Origin of the sequence: Nonomuraea sp. NPDC059194, assembly GCF_042754765.1 — a bacterium.
GTDB lineage: Bacteria > Actinomycetota > Actinomycetes > Streptosporangiales > Streptosporangiaceae > Nonomuraea.
This window is the reverse complement of record NZ_JBHZBH010000030.1, coordinates 20112-35831: the sequence shown is the minus strand read 5'-3', so window position 1 is coordinate 35831 and position 15720 is coordinate 20112. Positions and strand designations below refer to the sequence as shown.

The 15720-nt window shown below is 70.0% G+C and carries 18 protein-coding genes and 1 tRNA gene; 12 read left to right on the top strand and 7 right to left on the bottom strand.

Going from position 1 to position 15720, the window contains the following annotated elements:
- Positions 1 to 23: 23 nt before the first annotated feature.
- Positions 24 to 1181, top strand: a complete 1158-nt coding sequence (locus ACFXJ8_RS30705; RefSeq protein ID WP_379647465.1) for a CynX/NimT family MFS transporter — start codon at positions 24 to 26, stop codon at positions 1179 to 1181.
- A gap of 34 nt (positions 1182 to 1215) precedes the next feature.
- On the top strand, positions 1216 to 1887 hold the full coding sequence (locus tag ACFXJ8_RS30700) for a hypothetical protein (RefSeq protein ID WP_379647464.1): 672 nt from the start codon (positions 1216 to 1218) through the stop codon (positions 1885 to 1887).
- A gap of 2 nt (positions 1888 to 1889) precedes the next feature.
- On the opposite strand, the gene ACFXJ8_RS30695 is transcribed toward ACFXJ8_RS30700, so the two are convergent.
- Both ACFXJ8_RS30695 and ACFXJ8_RS30690 read right to left on the bottom strand, forming a co-directional pair.
- The gene (locus ACFXJ8_RS30695) at positions 1890 to 2429 is read right to left on the bottom strand and encodes a cysteine dioxygenase (RefSeq protein WP_379647463.1); all 540 of its coding nucleotides are present in this window, start codon (positions 2427 to 2429) and stop codon (positions 1890 to 1892) included.
- Between the two features lie 6 nt (positions 2430 to 2435).
- A complete protein-coding gene (locus tag ACFXJ8_RS30690) occupies positions 2436 to 3290 on the bottom strand; it encodes an amidohydrolase family protein (RefSeq protein WP_379647462.1) in 855 nt (284 codons plus the stop codon).
- 131 nt (positions 3291 to 3421) lie between these two features.
- Between ACFXJ8_RS30690 and ACFXJ8_RS30685 the strand changes: the two genes are divergently transcribed.
- Positions 3422 to 4414: a LacI family DNA-binding transcriptional regulator gene (locus ACFXJ8_RS30685; RefSeq protein WP_379647461.1), complete on the top strand. Its 993-nt coding sequence runs from the start codon at positions 3422 to 3424 to the stop codon at positions 4412 to 4414.
- Here ACFXJ8_RS30685 and ACFXJ8_RS30680 read toward each other — a convergent pair.
- Complete coding sequence (locus ACFXJ8_RS30680; protein WP_379647460.1) at positions 4404 to 5720, bottom strand: aromatic amino acid lyase; 1317 nt, start codon at positions 5718 to 5720, stop codon at positions 4404 to 4406. The genes ACFXJ8_RS30685 and ACFXJ8_RS30680 overlap by 11 nt on opposite strands.
- Positions 5720 to 6091, bottom strand: coding sequence for a phage holin family protein (locus tag ACFXJ8_RS30675; RefSeq protein WP_379647459.1), 372 nt, complete (start codon positions 6089 to 6091; stop codon positions 5720 to 5722). Before ACFXJ8_RS30675 ends, ACFXJ8_RS30680 begins: the two co-directional genes overlap by 1 nt.
- 170 nt (positions 6092 to 6261) lie before the next feature.
- On the opposite strand from ACFXJ8_RS30675, the gene ACFXJ8_RS30670 reads away from it, so the two are divergent.
- The gene (locus ACFXJ8_RS30670) at positions 6262 to 6537 is read left to right on the top strand and encodes a hypothetical protein (RefSeq protein WP_379647458.1); all 276 of its coding nucleotides are present in this window, start codon (positions 6262 to 6264) and stop codon (positions 6535 to 6537) included.
- Here ACFXJ8_RS30670 and ACFXJ8_RS30665 read toward each other — a convergent pair.
- Positions 6534 to 7292, bottom strand: a complete 759-nt coding sequence (locus tag ACFXJ8_RS30665; RefSeq protein ID WP_379647457.1) for an FAD:protein FMN transferase — start codon at positions 7290 to 7292, stop codon at positions 6534 to 6536. The genes ACFXJ8_RS30670 and ACFXJ8_RS30665 overlap by 4 nt on opposite strands.
- 34 nt (positions 7293 to 7326) lie before the next feature.
- Complete coding sequence (locus tag ACFXJ8_RS30660; RefSeq protein ID WP_379647456.1) at positions 7327 to 7989, bottom strand: hypothetical protein; 663 nt, start codon at positions 7987 to 7989, stop codon at positions 7327 to 7329.
- Between the two features lie 45 nt (positions 7990 to 8034).
- Here ACFXJ8_RS30660 and ACFXJ8_RS30655 point away from each other — a divergent pair, with 45 nt between their 5' ends.
- The 7 genes from ACFXJ8_RS30655 to ACFXJ8_RS30625 all read left to right on the top strand — a co-directional run bounded on the left by ACFXJ8_RS30655 (position 8035) and on the right by ACFXJ8_RS30625 (position 14208).
- Positions 8035 to 8712 (top strand): response regulator transcription factor, encoded by a 678-nt coding sequence (locus ACFXJ8_RS30655; RefSeq protein WP_379647455.1) that lies wholly within the window; start codon positions 8035 to 8037, stop codon positions 8710 to 8712.
- Positions 8709 to 9743: a sensor histidine kinase gene (locus ACFXJ8_RS30650; RefSeq protein WP_379647454.1), complete on the top strand. Its 1035-nt coding sequence runs from the start codon at positions 8709 to 8711 to the stop codon at positions 9741 to 9743. The genes ACFXJ8_RS30655 and ACFXJ8_RS30650 overlap by 4 nt, the downstream gene beginning before the upstream one ends.
- 49 nt (positions 9744 to 9792) lie before the next feature.
- Positions 9793 to 10143 carry an OsmC family protein gene (locus tag ACFXJ8_RS30645; protein WP_379647453.1) on the top strand — a complete coding sequence of 117 codons (351 nt, stop codon included), beginning with the start codon at positions 9793 to 9795 and terminating at the stop codon, positions 10141 to 10143.
- 251 nt (positions 10144 to 10394) lie between these two features.
- On the top strand, positions 10395 to 11318 hold the full coding sequence (locus ACFXJ8_RS30640) for a nucleoside hydrolase (protein WP_379647452.1): 924 nt from the start codon (positions 10395 to 10397) through the stop codon (positions 11316 to 11318).
- Between the two features lie 45 nt (positions 11319 to 11363).
- Positions 11364 to 11437, top strand: a tRNA-Lys gene (locus ACFXJ8_RS30635).
- A 275-nt stretch (positions 11438 to 11712) separates the two neighbouring features.
- The gene (locus ACFXJ8_RS30630; RefSeq protein WP_379647451.1) at positions 11713 to 13254 is read left to right on the top strand and encodes a plasmid pRiA4b ORF-3 family protein; all 1542 of its coding nucleotides are present in this window, start codon (positions 11713 to 11715) and stop codon (positions 13252 to 13254) included.
- 351 nt (positions 13255 to 13605) lie between these two features.
- Entirely contained in the window at positions 13606 to 14208 is a 603-nt protein-coding gene (locus ACFXJ8_RS30625) for a DUF6461 domain-containing protein (RefSeq protein ID WP_379647450.1), read from the top strand.
- Positions 14209 to 14400: 192 nt separating this feature from the next.
- Here ACFXJ8_RS30625 and ACFXJ8_RS30620 read toward each other — a convergent pair whose 3' ends face one another.
- Positions 14401 to 15036, bottom strand: coding sequence for a hypothetical protein (locus ACFXJ8_RS30620; RefSeq protein ID WP_379647449.1), 636 nt, complete (start codon positions 15034 to 15036; stop codon positions 14401 to 14403).
- Between the two features lie 104 nt (positions 15037 to 15140).
- On the opposite strand from ACFXJ8_RS30620, the gene ACFXJ8_RS30615 reads away from it, so the two are divergent.
- Entirely contained in the window at positions 15141 to 15716 is a 576-nt protein-coding gene (locus tag ACFXJ8_RS30615) for a hypothetical protein (protein ID WP_379647448.1), read from the top strand.
- The last annotated feature ends 4 nt before the right edge of the window (positions 15717 to 15720 follow it).

The window sequence follows — 15720 nt, the reverse complement described above, 5'->3', positions numbered from 1 at the left end:
GGCATGACAGAGTGGGCCCCGATATGTCACTGAGATCCACCCTCGTCGTCGCCGGGCTCGTGCTGGCCGCGCTCAACATGCGCCCCGCCATCGCGGGCGTGTCCCCCCTTCTCGACCAGATCATGACCGACGTGGGCCTCACCCCCGCTGGCGGTGGCGCCATCACCACCGTCATGGTCGTCTGCCTCGGCCTGTTCGGCCCCGTGGCGCCGCTGCTCGCCCGCCGGATCGGCCTGGACCGCACCCTGCTGGTCGCGCTGATCATCCTGGCCGCGGGCGTGCTGGTCCGCAGCCTGGACGGCGCCCCCGCCCTCTACACGGGCGCGGCCATCGCGGGCACCGCCATCGCGATCATGAATGTGATCATGCCGGGCGTGGTCAAGCAGCACTTCCCCACGAAGGCGGGCCTGCTCACCTCCGTCTACGTCTCCGCTCTGGTGGGCGGCGCCGCGGCCGCCTCCGCGCTGATGATCCCGCTCGAACACCTCACCGGGTACGGCTGGCGCGGCGTCTCCGCCCTGGTCGCGCTGCCCGCCGTGGCCGCCGCGCTGCTCTGGCTGCCCCAGGCGTTCGGCGGGCGGGCGGCTCCCCCCAACGGCCCGCGGCCGTTCGCGGCCCTGATCCGCAGCCCGCTCACGTGGGTGCTGGCCGCGTTCATGGGCCTGCAGTCGCTGACCTTCTACGTGATGCTCGCCTGGCTGCCGACGATCTTCCAGGAGGCGGGCATCCCCGCCGAGCACGCGGGCTTCCTGCTGGCCGTCACGAACCTCTCCCAGGTCGTCGGCACGCTGGCCGTCCCTTTGCACGCCGAGCGGAGGAAGTCGCAGGCCGGGCACGTGGCCGCCGCCGCGCTGCTGACCATGTCGGGGTACGTGGGCGTGCTGCTGGCCCCCACGACCGTGCCGTGGCTGTGGATGATGGTGCTCGGCGTCGGCCAGGGCGCATCGCTGGCGCTGGCGCTGCTCATCATCACGTTGCGCGCGCCCGACGCCTCGTCGGTGACCGCGCTGTCGGCCGTGGCCCAGTCGGTCGGCTACGTGCTGGCCGCGCTCGGCCCGCTGCTGATCGGCATCCTCAGGCAGGTGTCGGGCGGGTGGACGCTGCCGCTGCTGGCCGGTCTGGCGGCGTGTGTGGTCCAGTTGGTGGTGGGCGTACGGGCCGGACGTCCTCTGCTATCTTAGGTAAGGCTAACCTTTTTACGGGAAAGGCCTTGCCGTGCCGTTCGCGGAGTTGACCGGAGTGCTCGAGCGCGTCGCCGCCGAGCGTGGTGGCGTGCTGGGTGTCGAAGCCGGTCTGGTCGTCGAGCCCGACGAGTCATGGACGCCGCTGCGCGAGCTGACGCGCGAGCCGTCCCTGCTGCTGGCGACGTTGATCGAGCAGACCGCCGGCCGCTACGGCGCGCCGCGGCACGTGGGCGCGGCGCTGCTGTGGAAGACGCTCGGCTACTGGCTCACGTTCCCGATGGCCATCGGCTGGGCGCTGAACGGTCGGGCGCCCGTCATGCGGCACGAGGACATCTACTTCAGGCAGTCCGACGCGGGCGTGACGATCGCGGCCACCTCGGTGTCGGTCGCCGACAGTCCGCAGGCGATGCGCGCGGCCCTGCTCCAGGCGCAGGAGCCACTGGTCAACGCGATCAGCGAGCGCGCGAGGGTGGGCAGGCGCACGCTGTGGGGCTCGACGGCCGAGGCGTTCGCGCATCCGATGACCGCGGTGGTCAAGGCCGACTACATGGGCCTGCTGCGCGCGATGGGCCGGCCCGTCGACGGCCTGCTCGAACAGACCGCCGACGGCTACCGGCGCAGGACCTGCTGCCTGTGGGTCACGCTCCCCGAGAGCGAGGCCTGCTCGACCTGCTGCGTGCAACGGGAGGCGTGCGCGGCCTGAACTCAGGCCACCTCCTCCATGGCGCCTTCCTTTATGGCGCCGCCGACGGGCGCGCTGTCGATCGGCCGCAGTTCGTCGGCGTAGCTCACCGAGACGCGGCGCATCAGGCCGGTGTCGTCGATGGAGTACTGCCCGAGCCGCCACAGCGGCGGCGAGTAGGCGTGGATGGACACGCTCCTGTCCACCGCCCCGGTCAGCCGGTGGATGTGGTCGGGCCCGAAGTGGAACGACTGTCTCTCGGCGACAACCGTTTCCAGGTGCTCGCCGCCGATGCGCGGGTTGCACTCCAGCAGCGCGCCCCGCACCACGTGCACCGCTCCGGAGGAGATGTCGTGGTCGTGCCAGCCCGTATCGTCCTCGGGACGCCAGCAGAGCAGCCACACATCGACATAGGCGTCGCGGTAGAGCGAGGCGTAGTGCCGGCCGCCGTCGGCCGGGAACTCCACCTGGTCCTGCCACTGGGCAGGGTCCGCGGCCAGCTCGTCGACCAGCTCGCGTAGTTCCCGCCGGTCGAGTGTGCGGGCGGGAAGGTTGGTGCTCACGGGCGTTTACTCCTTTCGTCCCAAGAGGCGACGCGGGTTGGTGACCCTGATGGCATGCGCGGCCGCCTGGCCGATGCCGGGGCCGTCCTGGAAGGCGGTGGCGTACGGCGCGTCCGAACCGTTCACCACCACGTCGATGCCGAGCTCGCGGATGATCGCGTCGATCGCCCGCGGGCCGTACGAGGAGGTCTCGACGAAGAGGCCGGGGTCGACCCGGCCGCGGCCGCCGCCCCTGGCGATGAGCCGCTCGGAGTGCAGCGGCGCCAGCCCCGCCAGCAGCGCGAAGCAGACCCGCAGGCGCGGGTGCCGGGGGCGCACCACCGCCTGGAAGTGGTGCCAGGCCGCGTGCATCTGCTGCACGTACGGCACCAGCGCGGGCCACCACCCTGGCCGGTCGCGCTCGGCCGCGGCCGGTCCAGGATGGACGAACAGCGGCAGGTCGCGCGAGGTCAGCACCTCCAGCAGCCGGTCGTCGGGCGCGGCGGTCGCCGGGATCTGCAGCCCGGCGAAGCCGCGGTCGAGGTCGGCGGCCAGCCGGTCGGGGTCGATCTCGCTGTGGCAGGTCGCCGCCCACGCGCCGTACGGCTCGGGCAGCTTCATCGAACCTTCGTGGTAGGCGTCGATGAGCGGCCAGGCCTCCTCGGGCGGCAGCGACTCGATGCCGAGCGGGCTGGACAGGGAGACCAGCGCCAGCTCGAGCCCCGTGGTGTCGCGATCGGCGTGGTCGGCGGGGTCGACCTCGTACGGCGGTTCGCCGTCGAGGATCAGCGTCCACCCGTCGAGGTAGGGGGGCGTGGTCCGGGCGCGGAGCGCGTCGACGAACGACGGGGTCCACAGATGCTGGTGCACATCGATGCTCACAGGCCACACCTCCCTCTATTTCCTACCGACAATACAGGTAAATCTGGGGATCACCTTGTGAACCGTTTCAGTGATACGGTTCAGTGAACCGCTTCACCTCTGATTCGTCAACTGCTGAGTACGCTTGGCGAATGGCCAGAAAGCGAGCGACCATCAAAGAGGTCGCGCAGGCGACCGGCCTGTCACCTGCCGCCGTCTCCTACGCGCTGCGTGGGCTCCAGGTCTCGGAGGAGACCATGGAACGCGTGCGCGCGGCCGCCGCCGAGCTCGGCTACGAGGCCGACCCCATCGCCCGAGCGCTGGCCAGCGGCCGCACGGGCATGATCGGCCTGCTCTGCGGCTCGCTCGAAGACCTGTGGCAGCAGTCCCTCGCGGTCGGCATCAGCAGGGGGCTGAGGGAGAAGGACCGCTACGCGCTGATCCTCGACGCGGTCGGCGACCCCGCACGCGAACGCGTCCTGGCCCAGCAACTGCGCGACCAGCGCGTCGACGGCCTCATCGTGCAGCCCGTCGACCCCGCCGCGCCGTTCTGGGCCGACCTGTGCGAGTCCGTGCCGGTCGTCGCGATCGGCGACGGCCTGCCGGGCACCGCGAGTGAGGTGGTCTTCGACAACAGGCACGGCGTCACGCTCGCCCTCGAACACCTCAAGGACCTCGGCCACGGCAGCATCGCCGTGCTCACCCCCACGGGCGCCCGCACCCCCGACCGGCCGGCCGACGTCCACGCCAGCGCCGAGGCCGACCGGCTCGGCCTGGCCATCGAGGTGGCCACCGCGCCCTACGACCTGGCGGGCGCCACCGAGGTGGCCCGCGAGGTGCTGTCCGGCGGGCGCCACACCGCCGTGTTCTGCTTCTCCGACTCCATCGCCTACGGCGTCTACGCGGCGGCGGCCGAGCGCGGTCTGTCGGTGCCCGGCGATGTCTCGGTGATGGGCTACGACGACCATCCCATGTCGGGCCTGCTCACCCCCGGTCTCACCACCGTCGACTGGAACCTCGACGGCATCGTCCGCGCCGCCGTCCGTCTCATGTCCGCCGCCGCCGACGGCCCCGCCCGCCGCCGCAGGGTCGTCCAGCAGCCCACGCTGCGCGAACGCGGTTCGGTGCGGCGGATCAACGGCTGACCTGGCGCAGTTCCTGCCTGGCCGCGTCGAGGTCGCCGTCGAGCGGCCGGTCCCGCTCGCCGGGCGAGCCGCGCTGCGCCAGGGCGCGCCTGGCGGCGACCAGCTCGCAGGCCAGCACGATCTCCAGCGGCTCCACGCATCGCAGCGCGGCCCGCGCCGCCTGGGTGGCGAAGCTGGCATGGTCCTCGGCGCCGCGCGAGATCACCGCCGTCGCGGCCGTCACGGGCGCCGCCACCTGGCGCAACCCGGCGAGGGCGTCCTGCGCGACGTACTCCAGGATCATCGCGCCCGACCCGCCCTGCCGTCCCGCGAGGAAGGGGAGCAGGCCCGTGTAGGCGGGCTCCATGAGCGTGGCCAGCCGCGCCGTCGACAGCTGCGCCGAGGGCACGAGCGCCGCGCGCAGCGCGTCGAGCGCCAGCGCGATCGGCGCGGCGTGGAAGTTGCCGTTGTGCCAGGCGAGCCCGCCGTCGAACAGCGGGTTCTCTCCTGCGGCGTTGAGGTCGATCTCCACGACCCGCTCCGCCCTGGCCAGCGCGTCGACGGCGGCCCCGTGCACCTGGGCGAAGGCGCGGAAGCCGTACGGATCCTGGACCCTGACCGCCTCCTCGGTGGCGAGCAGCGCGCGCAGGCGCGCGGCCACCTCCGCCTGCCCGGGCTGCGGCCTGGCCTCGTGTACGGCCCGCGCCAGCGGCTCCGCCGAGGCGTTGACCGCGGTGAAGGTGCGCGCGGCCACGCGCACCGCCGCGTCGAGCAGCGTCTTCGTCCGGTGGATCGCCACAGCGGCGTCGGCCAGCGTGGCCGCGCCCGAGCTGATGAACGGCAGCGCGTCGGCCGAGGCCAGCTCGAACCGCGGCCCCGGCCCCGGCCCACGCCACTCGCGCTCGCCCAGCAGGCAGAGCGCGGTCGTGGCCAGCGCGGTCAGATCGCCCGTGCCGATCGCGCCATAGGTGCGCACCGGCGGGGTGTGGCCGCCGTTGATCGCCTCGGCGAGCGCGGGCAGCAGCGCCGGGTCCACACCCGATCCGCCCGCCAGGAGCTGGTTCAGCCGGACGACGAGCATCGCCCGCGCCCGTTCGGGGGAGACGAGGGGTCCTGCGCCGCCCGCGTGGCTGCGCACCAGGTCGAGGCCGCCCTGCTCGACCGAGATGTCCCTGTTGGCGCCGACGCCCGTGCTCTGGCCGTACACGCGGCCGGTCAAGGCCCGCGCCGTACGCCAGGCGGCCCGGGCCCGATCGAGGGACGCGATCGAGACCGGGCCGCCCGCGGCCACCTGCGCGCAGGTGAGGCCGGTGCCGTCGAGCTCCATCAGTCGGGCAGGACCAGGCTGAGCACCCAGCTCACGATGGAGACCACGAGCGCCCCCCAGAAGGCGGGCCAGAATCCGGTGACGCTGAAGGGGACGTCGAGCTGCTCGGAGACCCAGCTCGTCAACAGCATCAGGCCCGCGTTGACGACCAGGGCGAACAGCCCCAGCGTCACCGCGTAGAAGGCGCAGCCGACGGTTCGGACGATCGGCTTGATCACCGCGTTGATCAGGCCGAAGATCAGCGCCACGACGAGCAGGGTGCCCCAGTACTTGGCCGTGCCCGTCGGGGTCGTGATCGAGACCCCGCTCACGAGCTGGACGGCGACCCAGAGGGCGGCTGCCACGACGAGAACGTTCAGAATGAACCTCACGTCACACGATCCTCGCATTTCTGATCGGAGATTCGATACAACCGCAATGCTGCCAGGGATTGGTCACGATCGATCACCCCCGCTACGTGCCCAAGGATGACGCTAAGTAGTCTTCCTGAGGCGTTATCGAGGCGATATCGCGGGGAAGAGCCCTCCAGGGAGGGAGCGATATGGACAGTGGAGAACTCGAAACGCTGCCGACGATCGAGCTGCACGAGCGGGCGGTCCACTACGCCGTACGCCACGGGGACTTCGCGTTCATCTGGGACCTGCTCAAGGCGATCCCCGCGGCCGAGGCGGCCAGCGGTCACGGCGGCGAGGTCGTCAACGACCTCAGCCACCTGTCCGCGCTGCTCAGCGATGCCATGGCCTCAGGCCACGGCGACCTGGGGGAGGCGTTGAAACCGCTCTACGTCGACTACCTGTCGAAGCACCCTGACGCCTAGCCCGCCAGCCTCGTGTCCACCCCGTGGTCGATGAACCGCGGGGTGGTCGTCGTGTGCCCGTCCGCCCCGACCACCATGCTCTCGTACGGCCCGCCCGTGGCCAGCTCCTTCGCGAACCGCCTGGCCCTGGCCGTGCCCATGGCGTGCATGGCCCGCGCGTAGGCCCCGGCCGCGGCCAGATCGGGGCCGACCACGCACACCCACGCCCTGCCGTCCCCGCTGTACTGCCCGCCGCCCGCGGTCGCGACGGCCGCGTCGTTGGCGAACAGCACCCTGGTGGTCACGCCGTCGTAGGGGTCGCGGACGCTCAGCCTCCAGCGGCGGCAGGGAGCGGAGGACCCGCGCACCCGCGTGCCGCTGCCCGCCGTCACCCGGTGGTCGACCGCGCCCGCGTTGGTCAGGGCGCGCGACAGGCGCTCCACCGCCCAGCCTCCCACGTAGGTCATCAGGTCGGACGAGTCGCGCGACTCGCCCCTGCCGCTGTCGAACCAGCCGCCGGTCGCCTCGCTCAGCTCGTCACACCGGTGCAGGACCTCGACGACCTCGGGGATCTGCTCGATCGTGCGCCCGGTGTTCAGCCGGGCGATCTGGCTGTCCTCCCTGTCGGGGTGGAAGGTGTCCTCCACCCAGCGCAGCCAGGCGAACGCGTCGTCCAGCAGCGGCGTCAGCTCCCGCTCGGGAAGCGCCGTGCGGATGTCCACGCATACAGGCAGGTTCAGCACCATCTGGACGCGAGCGGCACCGGGAAAGGTCATGAAGTCACCGTCCCACGGGAGAGATAACGCCTGGTTAAGCCCTTTGCCGGAGCTTTGTCAACGCGCCCCTGACGTAGCGGACGAAGCCCCGCGGGCCGTACACGTGGACTCTTCTCTGGGAGATGTCGGGCACCAGGCGGCGCAGCCCCGAGGCGCTGACCGCCTCCTTCGCCCGAGGATCGTGTTCGGTGCCCTCCACGAGCACCACCGGCACGCCGCGCTCGCGCAGCTCACGCGCCTGCTGGGCCTCGCGGGGGTCGCGGGCGCGGTAGAGGACCAGCGTGCTGCCCGGATCCTTGACCCGGGCAGCGATCCGGTCGGCGCCCACGCCTTCGGCGATCAGCAGGGTCGACGTCCTCGGCTCGGGCCTGCGCTCCCACAGCAGCACCGCCAGGGCCGCGCCGTACAGGAGGAAGGAGCCGGCCCGGCTCAGCCCCGTCACCTGCGCGGGCGAGGCCAGCTGATGGACTACCAGCACGCCGCCGGTCAGGTAGGCGGCCCACCTGAGGCTGGGGTGCAGCCGCTCTTGCCGGTTCCAGCGCGCCGCGACCAGGCCGAGCACCACCAGAACGGCGGCGCCGACGTGGGCGGTTGGGAGCCACGGGGAGCTCCAAGCGGGATGGATTGCTCCGAAATGTCCCACTGCCGCGCCAGACCAGAAGAGCACCGGCGGGAGAGACTGGGTGCTGGTAGTCATATGAACAACGGTCCGCGACGTACATGAGAGTTGCCTGAAGAGAACATGGGTAAATCCGAAGTTCTGGTGGTGGACGACGAACCCCAGGTGCGCGACGCGGTCAGCAGAGCGCTCCGCGTCGAGGGATACCAGGTCAGCAGCGCGCCCGACGGGCCGACCGCGCTGGCCGTGGCCGCCGTGGACCGGCCCGACCTCATCGTGCTCGACGTCATGATGCCGGGCATGGACGGGCTCGAGGTCTGCCGCCGCCTGCGCGCCGAAGGCGACAGGACACCCGTGCTCATGCTGACGGCGCTGTCCGGCGTGGGCGACCGGGTGGAGGGGCTCGACGCGGGCGCCGACGACTACGTGGTCAAGCCGTTCGCCCTCGAAGAGCTGTTCGCGCGGGTGCGCGCGCTGCTGCGCCGTACCAACTCCTCCGGGGGAGCGCTGGAGTTCGCCGGACTCGCGCTGAACACCGACAGCCGCCAGGCCAGGCGCGGCGGCCGGGTCTTCGAGCTGACCGGGACGGAGGCGGCGCTGCTCGAACTGCTCATGCGCAACGCCGGACAGGTCCTCACCAGAGAGGTCATCCTCGAACGGATCTGGGGATACGACTTCACACCGGGCTCCAACTCGCTCGAGGTCTACATCCGCTACCTGCGGCGCAAGACCGAACACGACGGCGAGCCCCGGTTGATCCAGACGGTGCACGGCCTCGGATACGTGTTGAGGGAGTCATGAGGCTTCATCTACGGCTCGCGCTCGCCGCCGGCCTCGCGGCGGCGCTGTCCGTCCTGCTCGTGCTCGGCGCCGCCTACTACGTCACCTGCCGCAGGGCCGAGAGCGTCATGGGACAGATCGGGCGGTGGCAGTCGGAGTTCGGCTGGCCGTTCCTCGCCGTGGCGATGGGCGGGCTGGCCATCGCGGCCGTCTTCGGCTGGCTGGCGGCCCGCGCGTCACTCCGCCCGCTCTCCACGCTCACCGCGACCGCCTCCAGGATCGCCGTCACCCGCGACCTCGGGCTGCGCATCGACGTGGCCCGCGACGACGAGATCGGCAAGCTCGCGGCCAGCTTCAACACGATGCTCGACGCGCTGGAGCGGTCGGCCAAGGCGCAGAAGCAGCTCGTCGCCGACGCCTCCCACGAGCTGCGCTCGCCGCTGACCGCGGTGCGGACCAACGCCGAGCTGCTGGTACGCGGCAACGTTCCGGCCGAGGAACGCGCTGAGGTCGCGCAGGCGGTCGTCTACGGGATCGAGGAGCTGAGCGGGCTGGTGTCGGACCTGGTGGAGCTGGCCAGGGACGAGGAGCCGGTGGCGCTGGTCGAGGACGTGCGGCTCGACGAGATCGTCGCCCACGAGGTGTCCAGGGCGGGGCTGCACTGGCCGGCGACCAGGTTCACGGTGTCGGTGGAGCCGACGGTGGTGCGGGGAGTGCCCGACCGGCTGGCCCGCGCGGTCGGCAACCTGCTGGACAACGCGGCCAAGTACGGCACGCCCGAGGACACGGTCGAGGTGACGTTGCGGGACGCGGTGCTGGAGGTGCGCGACCACGGGCCGGGGATCCCGGTGTCGGACCTGCCGTTCGTCTTCGACCGGTTCTACCGCTCCGACCAGGCGCGGACCAAGCCGGGCTCGGGGCTGGGGCTGGCGATCGTACGGCAGGTCGTCGACAGCCACGGGGGGACGGTGTCGGCGGTGTCGGCACCGGACGGTGGAACGCTGGTCCGCCTCTGCGTAGGGGGCCGCGCGCCGTCCGGATACTCCCGGTAGGTTTGCCGGCATGGCTAACGTGCGTGTTGAGCGGACAGATGATGGTTTCGTGGCGACCAACGCCCGTGGCGGGCGGATCGAGATCGGCGGAGGCGACCAGGACGGCGTCTTCACCCCCGTCGAACTGCTCCTGGCCGCCGTCGGCGGGTGCAACATCGTGACCGTGGAGCCGCTCACGGCAAAGCGAGGGCATCGCCTGCTGCGCCTGGCGATGACGGTCGAGTCGGAGAAGATCGAACCGAACAAGCTCGGGCCCGTCACCATGACCTACGACGTCGAAATCCCCTCCGAGGAGGCCGACCAGGTGTACAGGGCGGTGGCCCAACGGGTGGAGGAGAAGCACTGCACGGTAAGCCGCTCCCTGCGGGAGGGCACGGAGGTCCGCTTGGAGCTCCCCTAGGCTGATTAGGGCGATAATCGACCCTGGTATGACGCGTCCGTTGCATTCGCCTCTGTAACGTTGAAGCAGGTCAAGGGTGCTGCGACTGACTTGCAGAGCTTTTGCCGATGCGGACGCGGAGGGGGACCGTCGTCTGCTGTGCGGGACCGCCGACACTTCGGGGGAAGGTGTCGGCCTGGACCGCGGTAGATCGGGGCCGGATGGTTTTGGGGGAAACCATCCGGCCCCGATTTCATGTGTACTGTTTTGGGGTGAAAAAGCTCCTCCTTGACTGTGACCCGGGCATCGACGACGCGCTGGCCCTCGCGCTCGCCGCCGGCTCACCCGAGATCGACCTGATCGGCATCACCACCGTCGGCGGCAACGTCAGCCTCGACCTCACCACGGCCAACGCCCTCGCGCTGCGGGAGTTCTACCGGCTCGGCGACGTCCCGGTCACGCCGGGCAGCGCCGGAGCACTGCTCGGGGCAGGAGTACGCGCCGAATCCGTCCACGGCGCCACCGGCCTGGGCGGCGTCACCCTCCCCGCGCCCGTCAACGGGGTCGCCGACGGGCACGCCGTCGACTACATCATCGAGACCCTCCGCGCGGCGCCCGGCGAGATCACCCTCGTCGCCGTCGGCCCCCTCAGCAACATCGCCCTCGCCGTACGGCGGGAGCCCAGGATCGTCGACTGGGTGCGCGACTTCGTGATCATGGGCGGCTCCTACACCCGCGGCAACCACACCCCCGCCGCCGAGTTCAACATCAAGGCCGACCCCGCCGCCGCGGCGATCGTGTTCGACGCCGGGTGGAAGGTCACCATGGTCGGCCTCGACGTCACCCTGACCGCCGTCGTCACCGAGTCGATCCTCGACCGGATGCGGTCGCTCGGCCGGCTGGCCGACCTGGTCGTGCCGATCTCCCAGTTCTACGGCGTGGTCGAGGCCGACGGCGGCCCCGCCATCCACGACGCGGTGGCCGTCGCGCACGTCATCGACCCCACCCTGCTGACCCTCGTCCCCGCCGTCGTGAACGTCGAGACGGTCGGGACGTACACGTCCGGGATGACGGTCACGGACTTCAAGGTCGACGAAGGGGCGGCGAACGCTTCGGTGGCGGTGAACCTCGACGTGGACCGGTTCTGGAAGCTGATGCTGGAGTCATACGAGAGGCTGGCGGTCAGGATCGTGTGATGTGCGAGTGGTGGTTGGCTGCTGCTACAGTTACACCTGTCGCAAGCGCCGCTAGCTCAGTTGGTTAGAGCAGCTGACTCTTAATCAGCGGGTCCGGGGTTCGAGTCCCTGGCGGCGCACAGCGCAGAAACCCCAGCTTGGGTATCTCCGAGCTGGGGTTTCTTTGTTTGCTGCCCGACCTAACTGGCCACGTTGAGCAGGGCAATGTGGCGCGGGCCTCTTGCAAGGCCAGATCCAGCCGGATACGAAGCCCCGCCGGATCATTCCATTCGGCCCACGAGTCCACGGCTCCATCCTGCGGGATGTGCTCCCTCAATGCCTCCGAAGCGGGTGCAGCCGCCGCGAGCAACCCCACTAGGCTGGATCTGCCCCCTGGACAGATGGAGCCTGGACGATGCCAGACGCACCCGCGCGGATCCACCAGTTGAAGATCACGCTGAGGGATCTGCGGGTGCAAGTGTGGCGGCGGCTCCAGGTGCCGTCCGCGATCACACTCGGGACGCTGAGCGACATCCTGCAGGACGCCTTCGAGTGGGACGGCGACCATCTGCACAAGTTCGAGCTCGCCAACGTCAGCTACGTTCCGGAGCTGCTGTTGGAGCGGTCGTTCCTCGGCTTCGGCCCTCCCATGATCCATGAGGATGCCGTCCGTCTGGAACAGGTGGTGCCCCGTCCAGGCGCAGCGCTGCAGTACATCTACGACCTGGGCGATGAGTGGCGGCACCGGATCGAGGTGGAGGACATCATCCCCGCCGGGCCGGGCGTGCTGTACCCGATGTGCCTCGCCGGTCGAGGCCTGGCACCGGAAGAGGACTCCTACGACTACACCCCCGGCACCTTCACCGAGGCTGACCGGCGCGCCCTCAACGAGCTTTTCCGGGTCAACGGAGCACTGCCCGGCGACGACCTGCCGGTCGAGGCTGATGACGTCGATCCGGTGTTCACCGCGCTGTTCCCGGCAATGGCCTACGCCGAGGAGGATCGCCTGCTGGAGCCGCATGAGGATGCGCCGGTCCCGGCCCTGGCCGAGCGGGCCGCCACGTCTGCCCTGGTACGGCGCGCGATCGCGCTGGCCCACTGGGTGGGGTCAGGGCGGGCGCTGACCCCGAGCAAGGTGCTGCGCCCGGCCGACGCGATCCAGGCTGAGGCCGAACTCGGGCTGGCCGAAGCGCTCCTGCCGGCGATGGACGTGCCTGATCTTCCCTCCGGCCGATCCGAGTTCGGCGACTGGGTCATGCGGCGCCGAGAGCAGGAATCCCTCCGCGCGGCAGGCGCTTCGAAAAGGCTGCGCAGCGCCAAGGACCTTCCGGCCCTGCACGCTTTGTGGAGCGCGGCGGTCGAGGCAGGTCTCATCGAGATCCGCGGTTCCAAGGCCGTGGTCGGCTCCGCCGTAGAGATATGGGGGAGCGGTACGGCGGAGCAGCGGCTGGAAGTGTGGGCGCGCCTGCTGGCGGGACTCCTGGGCTCCCGCGTCGCAGCCGAGCAGGCAGACCGCTCCTCCTTCGGCCGTGGCGCGCGCCAGGAGGAAATCCTGCCTATCACCGCCCACATCCTGGACGACCTCGGCGAGCAGCCCTTTCCTGTGCTCTTGCCCGCACTGCCCATCGCGACTGCCACCGGCGATGTGATGGGCTTGTACGGTCTGACCGACAGTCTCCTTGGCGCCGTGCATGCCGCGATGAGCGACTGGGCGCTGGCCGGAGTCGTCGAACCCACCAGCCAGCCTCTCGAGCCCGGGCTCATCGAGCCCCTGCTGAAGGAGTTGGCTGAGGGATTCACCAAAGAGCCGGCTCCGGGACCTGGGTTGTCAGCCGAACAGTTCCTCCGCCCGGCGCTCACCGCGGTGCGCAAGAGCTCGGCAGTTCGACTTTCTCGGTTGGGATCGTACGGTGTCCGTCGTCTGCTCCTCGCTCACGGTTGGCGGGTGGCCTCATAACGCGCCGTCGCTGTTCGTGATGGTCTCACCCCGCAATCCTGGACCGCGCAGGCATGCGCACCCGCAGATCCACATTCTTGGCTCCTCCATCTGGCGCGGCCAGACCCACCCCAGCGTCATCGCCGCTGCGGGCATCCAGAGACGGGAGGAGGCGCCTGCTCTCGTCAGGGATCCCAGGGATCCTGCCGCGCACCGGGCGGGCGGCGGTCCGTAGCTGGTCGAGTAGGGCCGTCACAGCGTTCGGATGGTCTCAGGTTTGGTCAGGAGCGCTCGCCGACCACCCGCGACGCCCCGTGCTCCTGGCTCTCGTGAACGGATCGTTGTGTCGGTGGCACCTGCCACCATGATGACGTGATCGCGACTCCGCCCGACTACTCCTGGCTCGCCGACGACGCGGGAGATGGCTCCTATGACTTCACCTACGTTCGCGGCCTCACCCCCGAGCAGCTCGTGACTCGCCTCGGCGGCCGGCCGGATACGTTCACGCCGGGCGGGCGCCACGGGCCTGCGTGGCGCACTCCCCCCGCATCCGGCATGACCATCGGTGTCACGGCCGTCGGCGACTGGGCGTTCGTCCTCGGCGATGGGTCGTTCGGCATCACCGAAGAGATCGTCATGCCGCTGTCGGCAGGCACCCGGCTGGTCTCTCAATTCCTGCTCGGCGTCAAGGGCATCGACTACTTCTACTGGATCGAGGATGGCGAGATCCGGTTCTACTTCATCGCCCAGGAAGGCTATCCGGACGAGGTGCCGGAGGAGCTCGTGAAGACCATGAATGAGATCGACTCGCTCTATCGTCCATTCGCCTACCCCTGCGAAGGGCCTTCGTTCCTCCTCTCCGAGCGCCTGACCGGGATCACGCTGACCGAGCAGTTGGTGATGGAGTCCACCTACCTGTGGGGCGTCGTTCCCGAGCCCCAGTCCCGGGACATCCCAGACCCTTGGAGAGGATGACCACGAGCTGCAGCTCACCGCGGCCGAGAAGGTGGTGATAGCACGCGGGCAGCACCTGGCCACGTTGCCTGCGACCATCGACCGCGCGGAGATCGACTGGCAGTCGGTCGTCCACCGCCTGCGCGAACTGACCGCCGAGAAGGGAAGAGCTGGAACGGGGCGGCATGGAACTGGAGGAGACCCGCGCGTAGATCACCCGGTCGATTCTCCTGACGGGGGTGCCCGTCGTTGGGTGCGTTGCCGTTCGCACTCGGGTGTCAGCGCAGGGTAGGTTCGGGCGATCGCGGCGTAGACCCGCGCTCTGAGCCGGTCGGCGGCCGCGGATCGGCCGACCTTGCCGAACAACTGATCAGTGGCTTCGTCGTAGCGGGTCAGTTCGTGTCGGAGATAGTTGACCATCCATCGCTGCAGAGTCACCTCATCTACCTGGGACACCGTCGCGGGGGTGGGCAGGTGGTCGGTGCGCTCCAGGGCTCGCTCGCCATCGCGGCGATTGCGATGGCTGACAGCCTTGGCCGCCAAGGTTTCCCAGGCCAAGAGCGGAACAGTCATGGGGACGTCCTCGATCTGGGCCATGGTCTGCGCTCGCCTGCGCGCCGAGGCGTTCAGCGCTGAGCGTGACCGGCGATCGGCGGATGTGCGCAAGGCGGTGAACCGGTCGGACGACTCAGCCTGCCGTACTCGCTCGCCGTCGTAGAGACGCATGGGGGCAGCGGAGCGGAAGACGGGATTGGGGCGCAGGGCATCGGGAGGGCCCAGCAAGGTCCGGATCATGGCGGGGGTCCAGCCTCGTTCCTTCAGGGCCGCTGGGGTCAGGTGGTCGTCCATGGCGGCAGGATGGACCGCGCGTGAAATCGCCGGCGAACCGAGCGACGTTCTGTGGATAAGCGCGACGCAGGGCGACTGTCGGTCGCGGTGGTTATGGTCGGCGCATGGATCAGCAAGCGCCTGTCATCACGATGGTGGATGTCGGCGACGCCTGGATTGCGCGACTTCCTGTAGTCGGGGAGACGCGGGTGGAGGATCCGCGCCTGGCAGCGTGGGCGCTCGGGGAGTTGATCCCGGGCGGACACCATCCGAAGCTCCCTGGTGAGGTCCGGTTGGTCGACGAGGAAGGCGAGGTGCTGCACCCCTTCCTGCTGCTCTTCAATGACTACTCGGGTCGCGACAAGTCGGCGGTATACGAGCTGGTCCGGGCGAATCTGCCACAGGGGTGTCACTGGGCTGTGCTCGACGGCTATCCGGCGCTGTGGTGTCTGCGCCGGGGTGCTGACCGCCTCGACGCGATCGAGGAGGTCATCAAGGAGGTCCGGCGGCACGGAATCACGACCGAGCTCAACGACCTGGGCATGGAGAAACTGTGGGAGTGGAGGCTCGGCGACGAATTCTGCGTCGACATGGTGGCCCAGCTTCTCCTCATGGCAGCGCATCGGGCCGAGTTGGCCGCGATTCCTCCGGAGAGGCTGATCGGCTTGTTGCGGACCGCCTCGAAGATCCGTCCGGAATGACCTT

What these genes read in the sequence shown, in the direction of transcription:
- ACFXJ8_RS30650 (WP_379647454.1), top strand. Translation starts at nt 8,709, where the DNA reads ATGAGGCTTCATCTACGGCTCGCGCTCGCCGCCGGCCTCGCGGCGGCG.
- ACFXJ8_RS30685 (WP_379647461.1), top strand. Translation starts at nt 3,422, where the DNA reads ATGGCCAGAAAGCGAGCGACCATCAAAGAGGTCGCGCAGGCGACCGGC.
- ACFXJ8_RS30665 (WP_379647457.1), bottom strand. Translation starts at nt 7,292, where the DNA reads ATGACCTTTCCCGGTGCCGCTCGCGTCCAGATGGTGCTGAACCTGCCT.
- ACFXJ8_RS30655 (WP_379647455.1), top strand. Translation starts at nt 8,035, where the DNA reads ATGGGTAAATCCGAAGTTCTGGTGGTGGACGACGAACCCCAGGTGCGC.
- ACFXJ8_RS30705 (WP_379647465.1), top strand. Translation starts at nt 24, where the DNA reads ATGTCACTGAGATCCACCCTCGTCGTCGCCGGGCTCGTGCTGGCCGCG.
- ACFXJ8_RS30670 (WP_379647458.1), top strand. Translation starts at nt 6,262, where the DNA reads ATGGACAGTGGAGAACTCGAAACGCTGCCGACGATCGAGCTGCACGAG.
- ACFXJ8_RS30660 (WP_379647456.1), bottom strand. Translation starts at nt 7,989, where the DNA reads ATGACTACCAGCACCCAGTCTCTCCCGCCGGTGCTCTTCTGGTCTGGC.
- ACFXJ8_RS30620 (WP_379647449.1), bottom strand. Translation starts at nt 15,036, where the DNA reads ATGGACGACCACCTGACCCCAGCGGCCCTGAAGGAACGAGGCTGGACC.
- ACFXJ8_RS30680 (WP_379647460.1), bottom strand. Translation starts at nt 5,720, where the DNA reads ATGGAGCTCGACGGCACCGGCCTCACCTGCGCGCAGGTGGCCGCGGGC.
- ACFXJ8_RS30615 (WP_379647448.1), top strand. Translation starts at nt 15,141, where the DNA reads ATGGATCAGCAAGCGCCTGTCATCACGATGGTGGATGTCGGCGACGCC.
- ACFXJ8_RS30630 (WP_379647451.1), top strand. Translation starts at nt 11,713, where the DNA reads ATGCCAGACGCACCCGCGCGGATCCACCAGTTGAAGATCACGCTGAGG.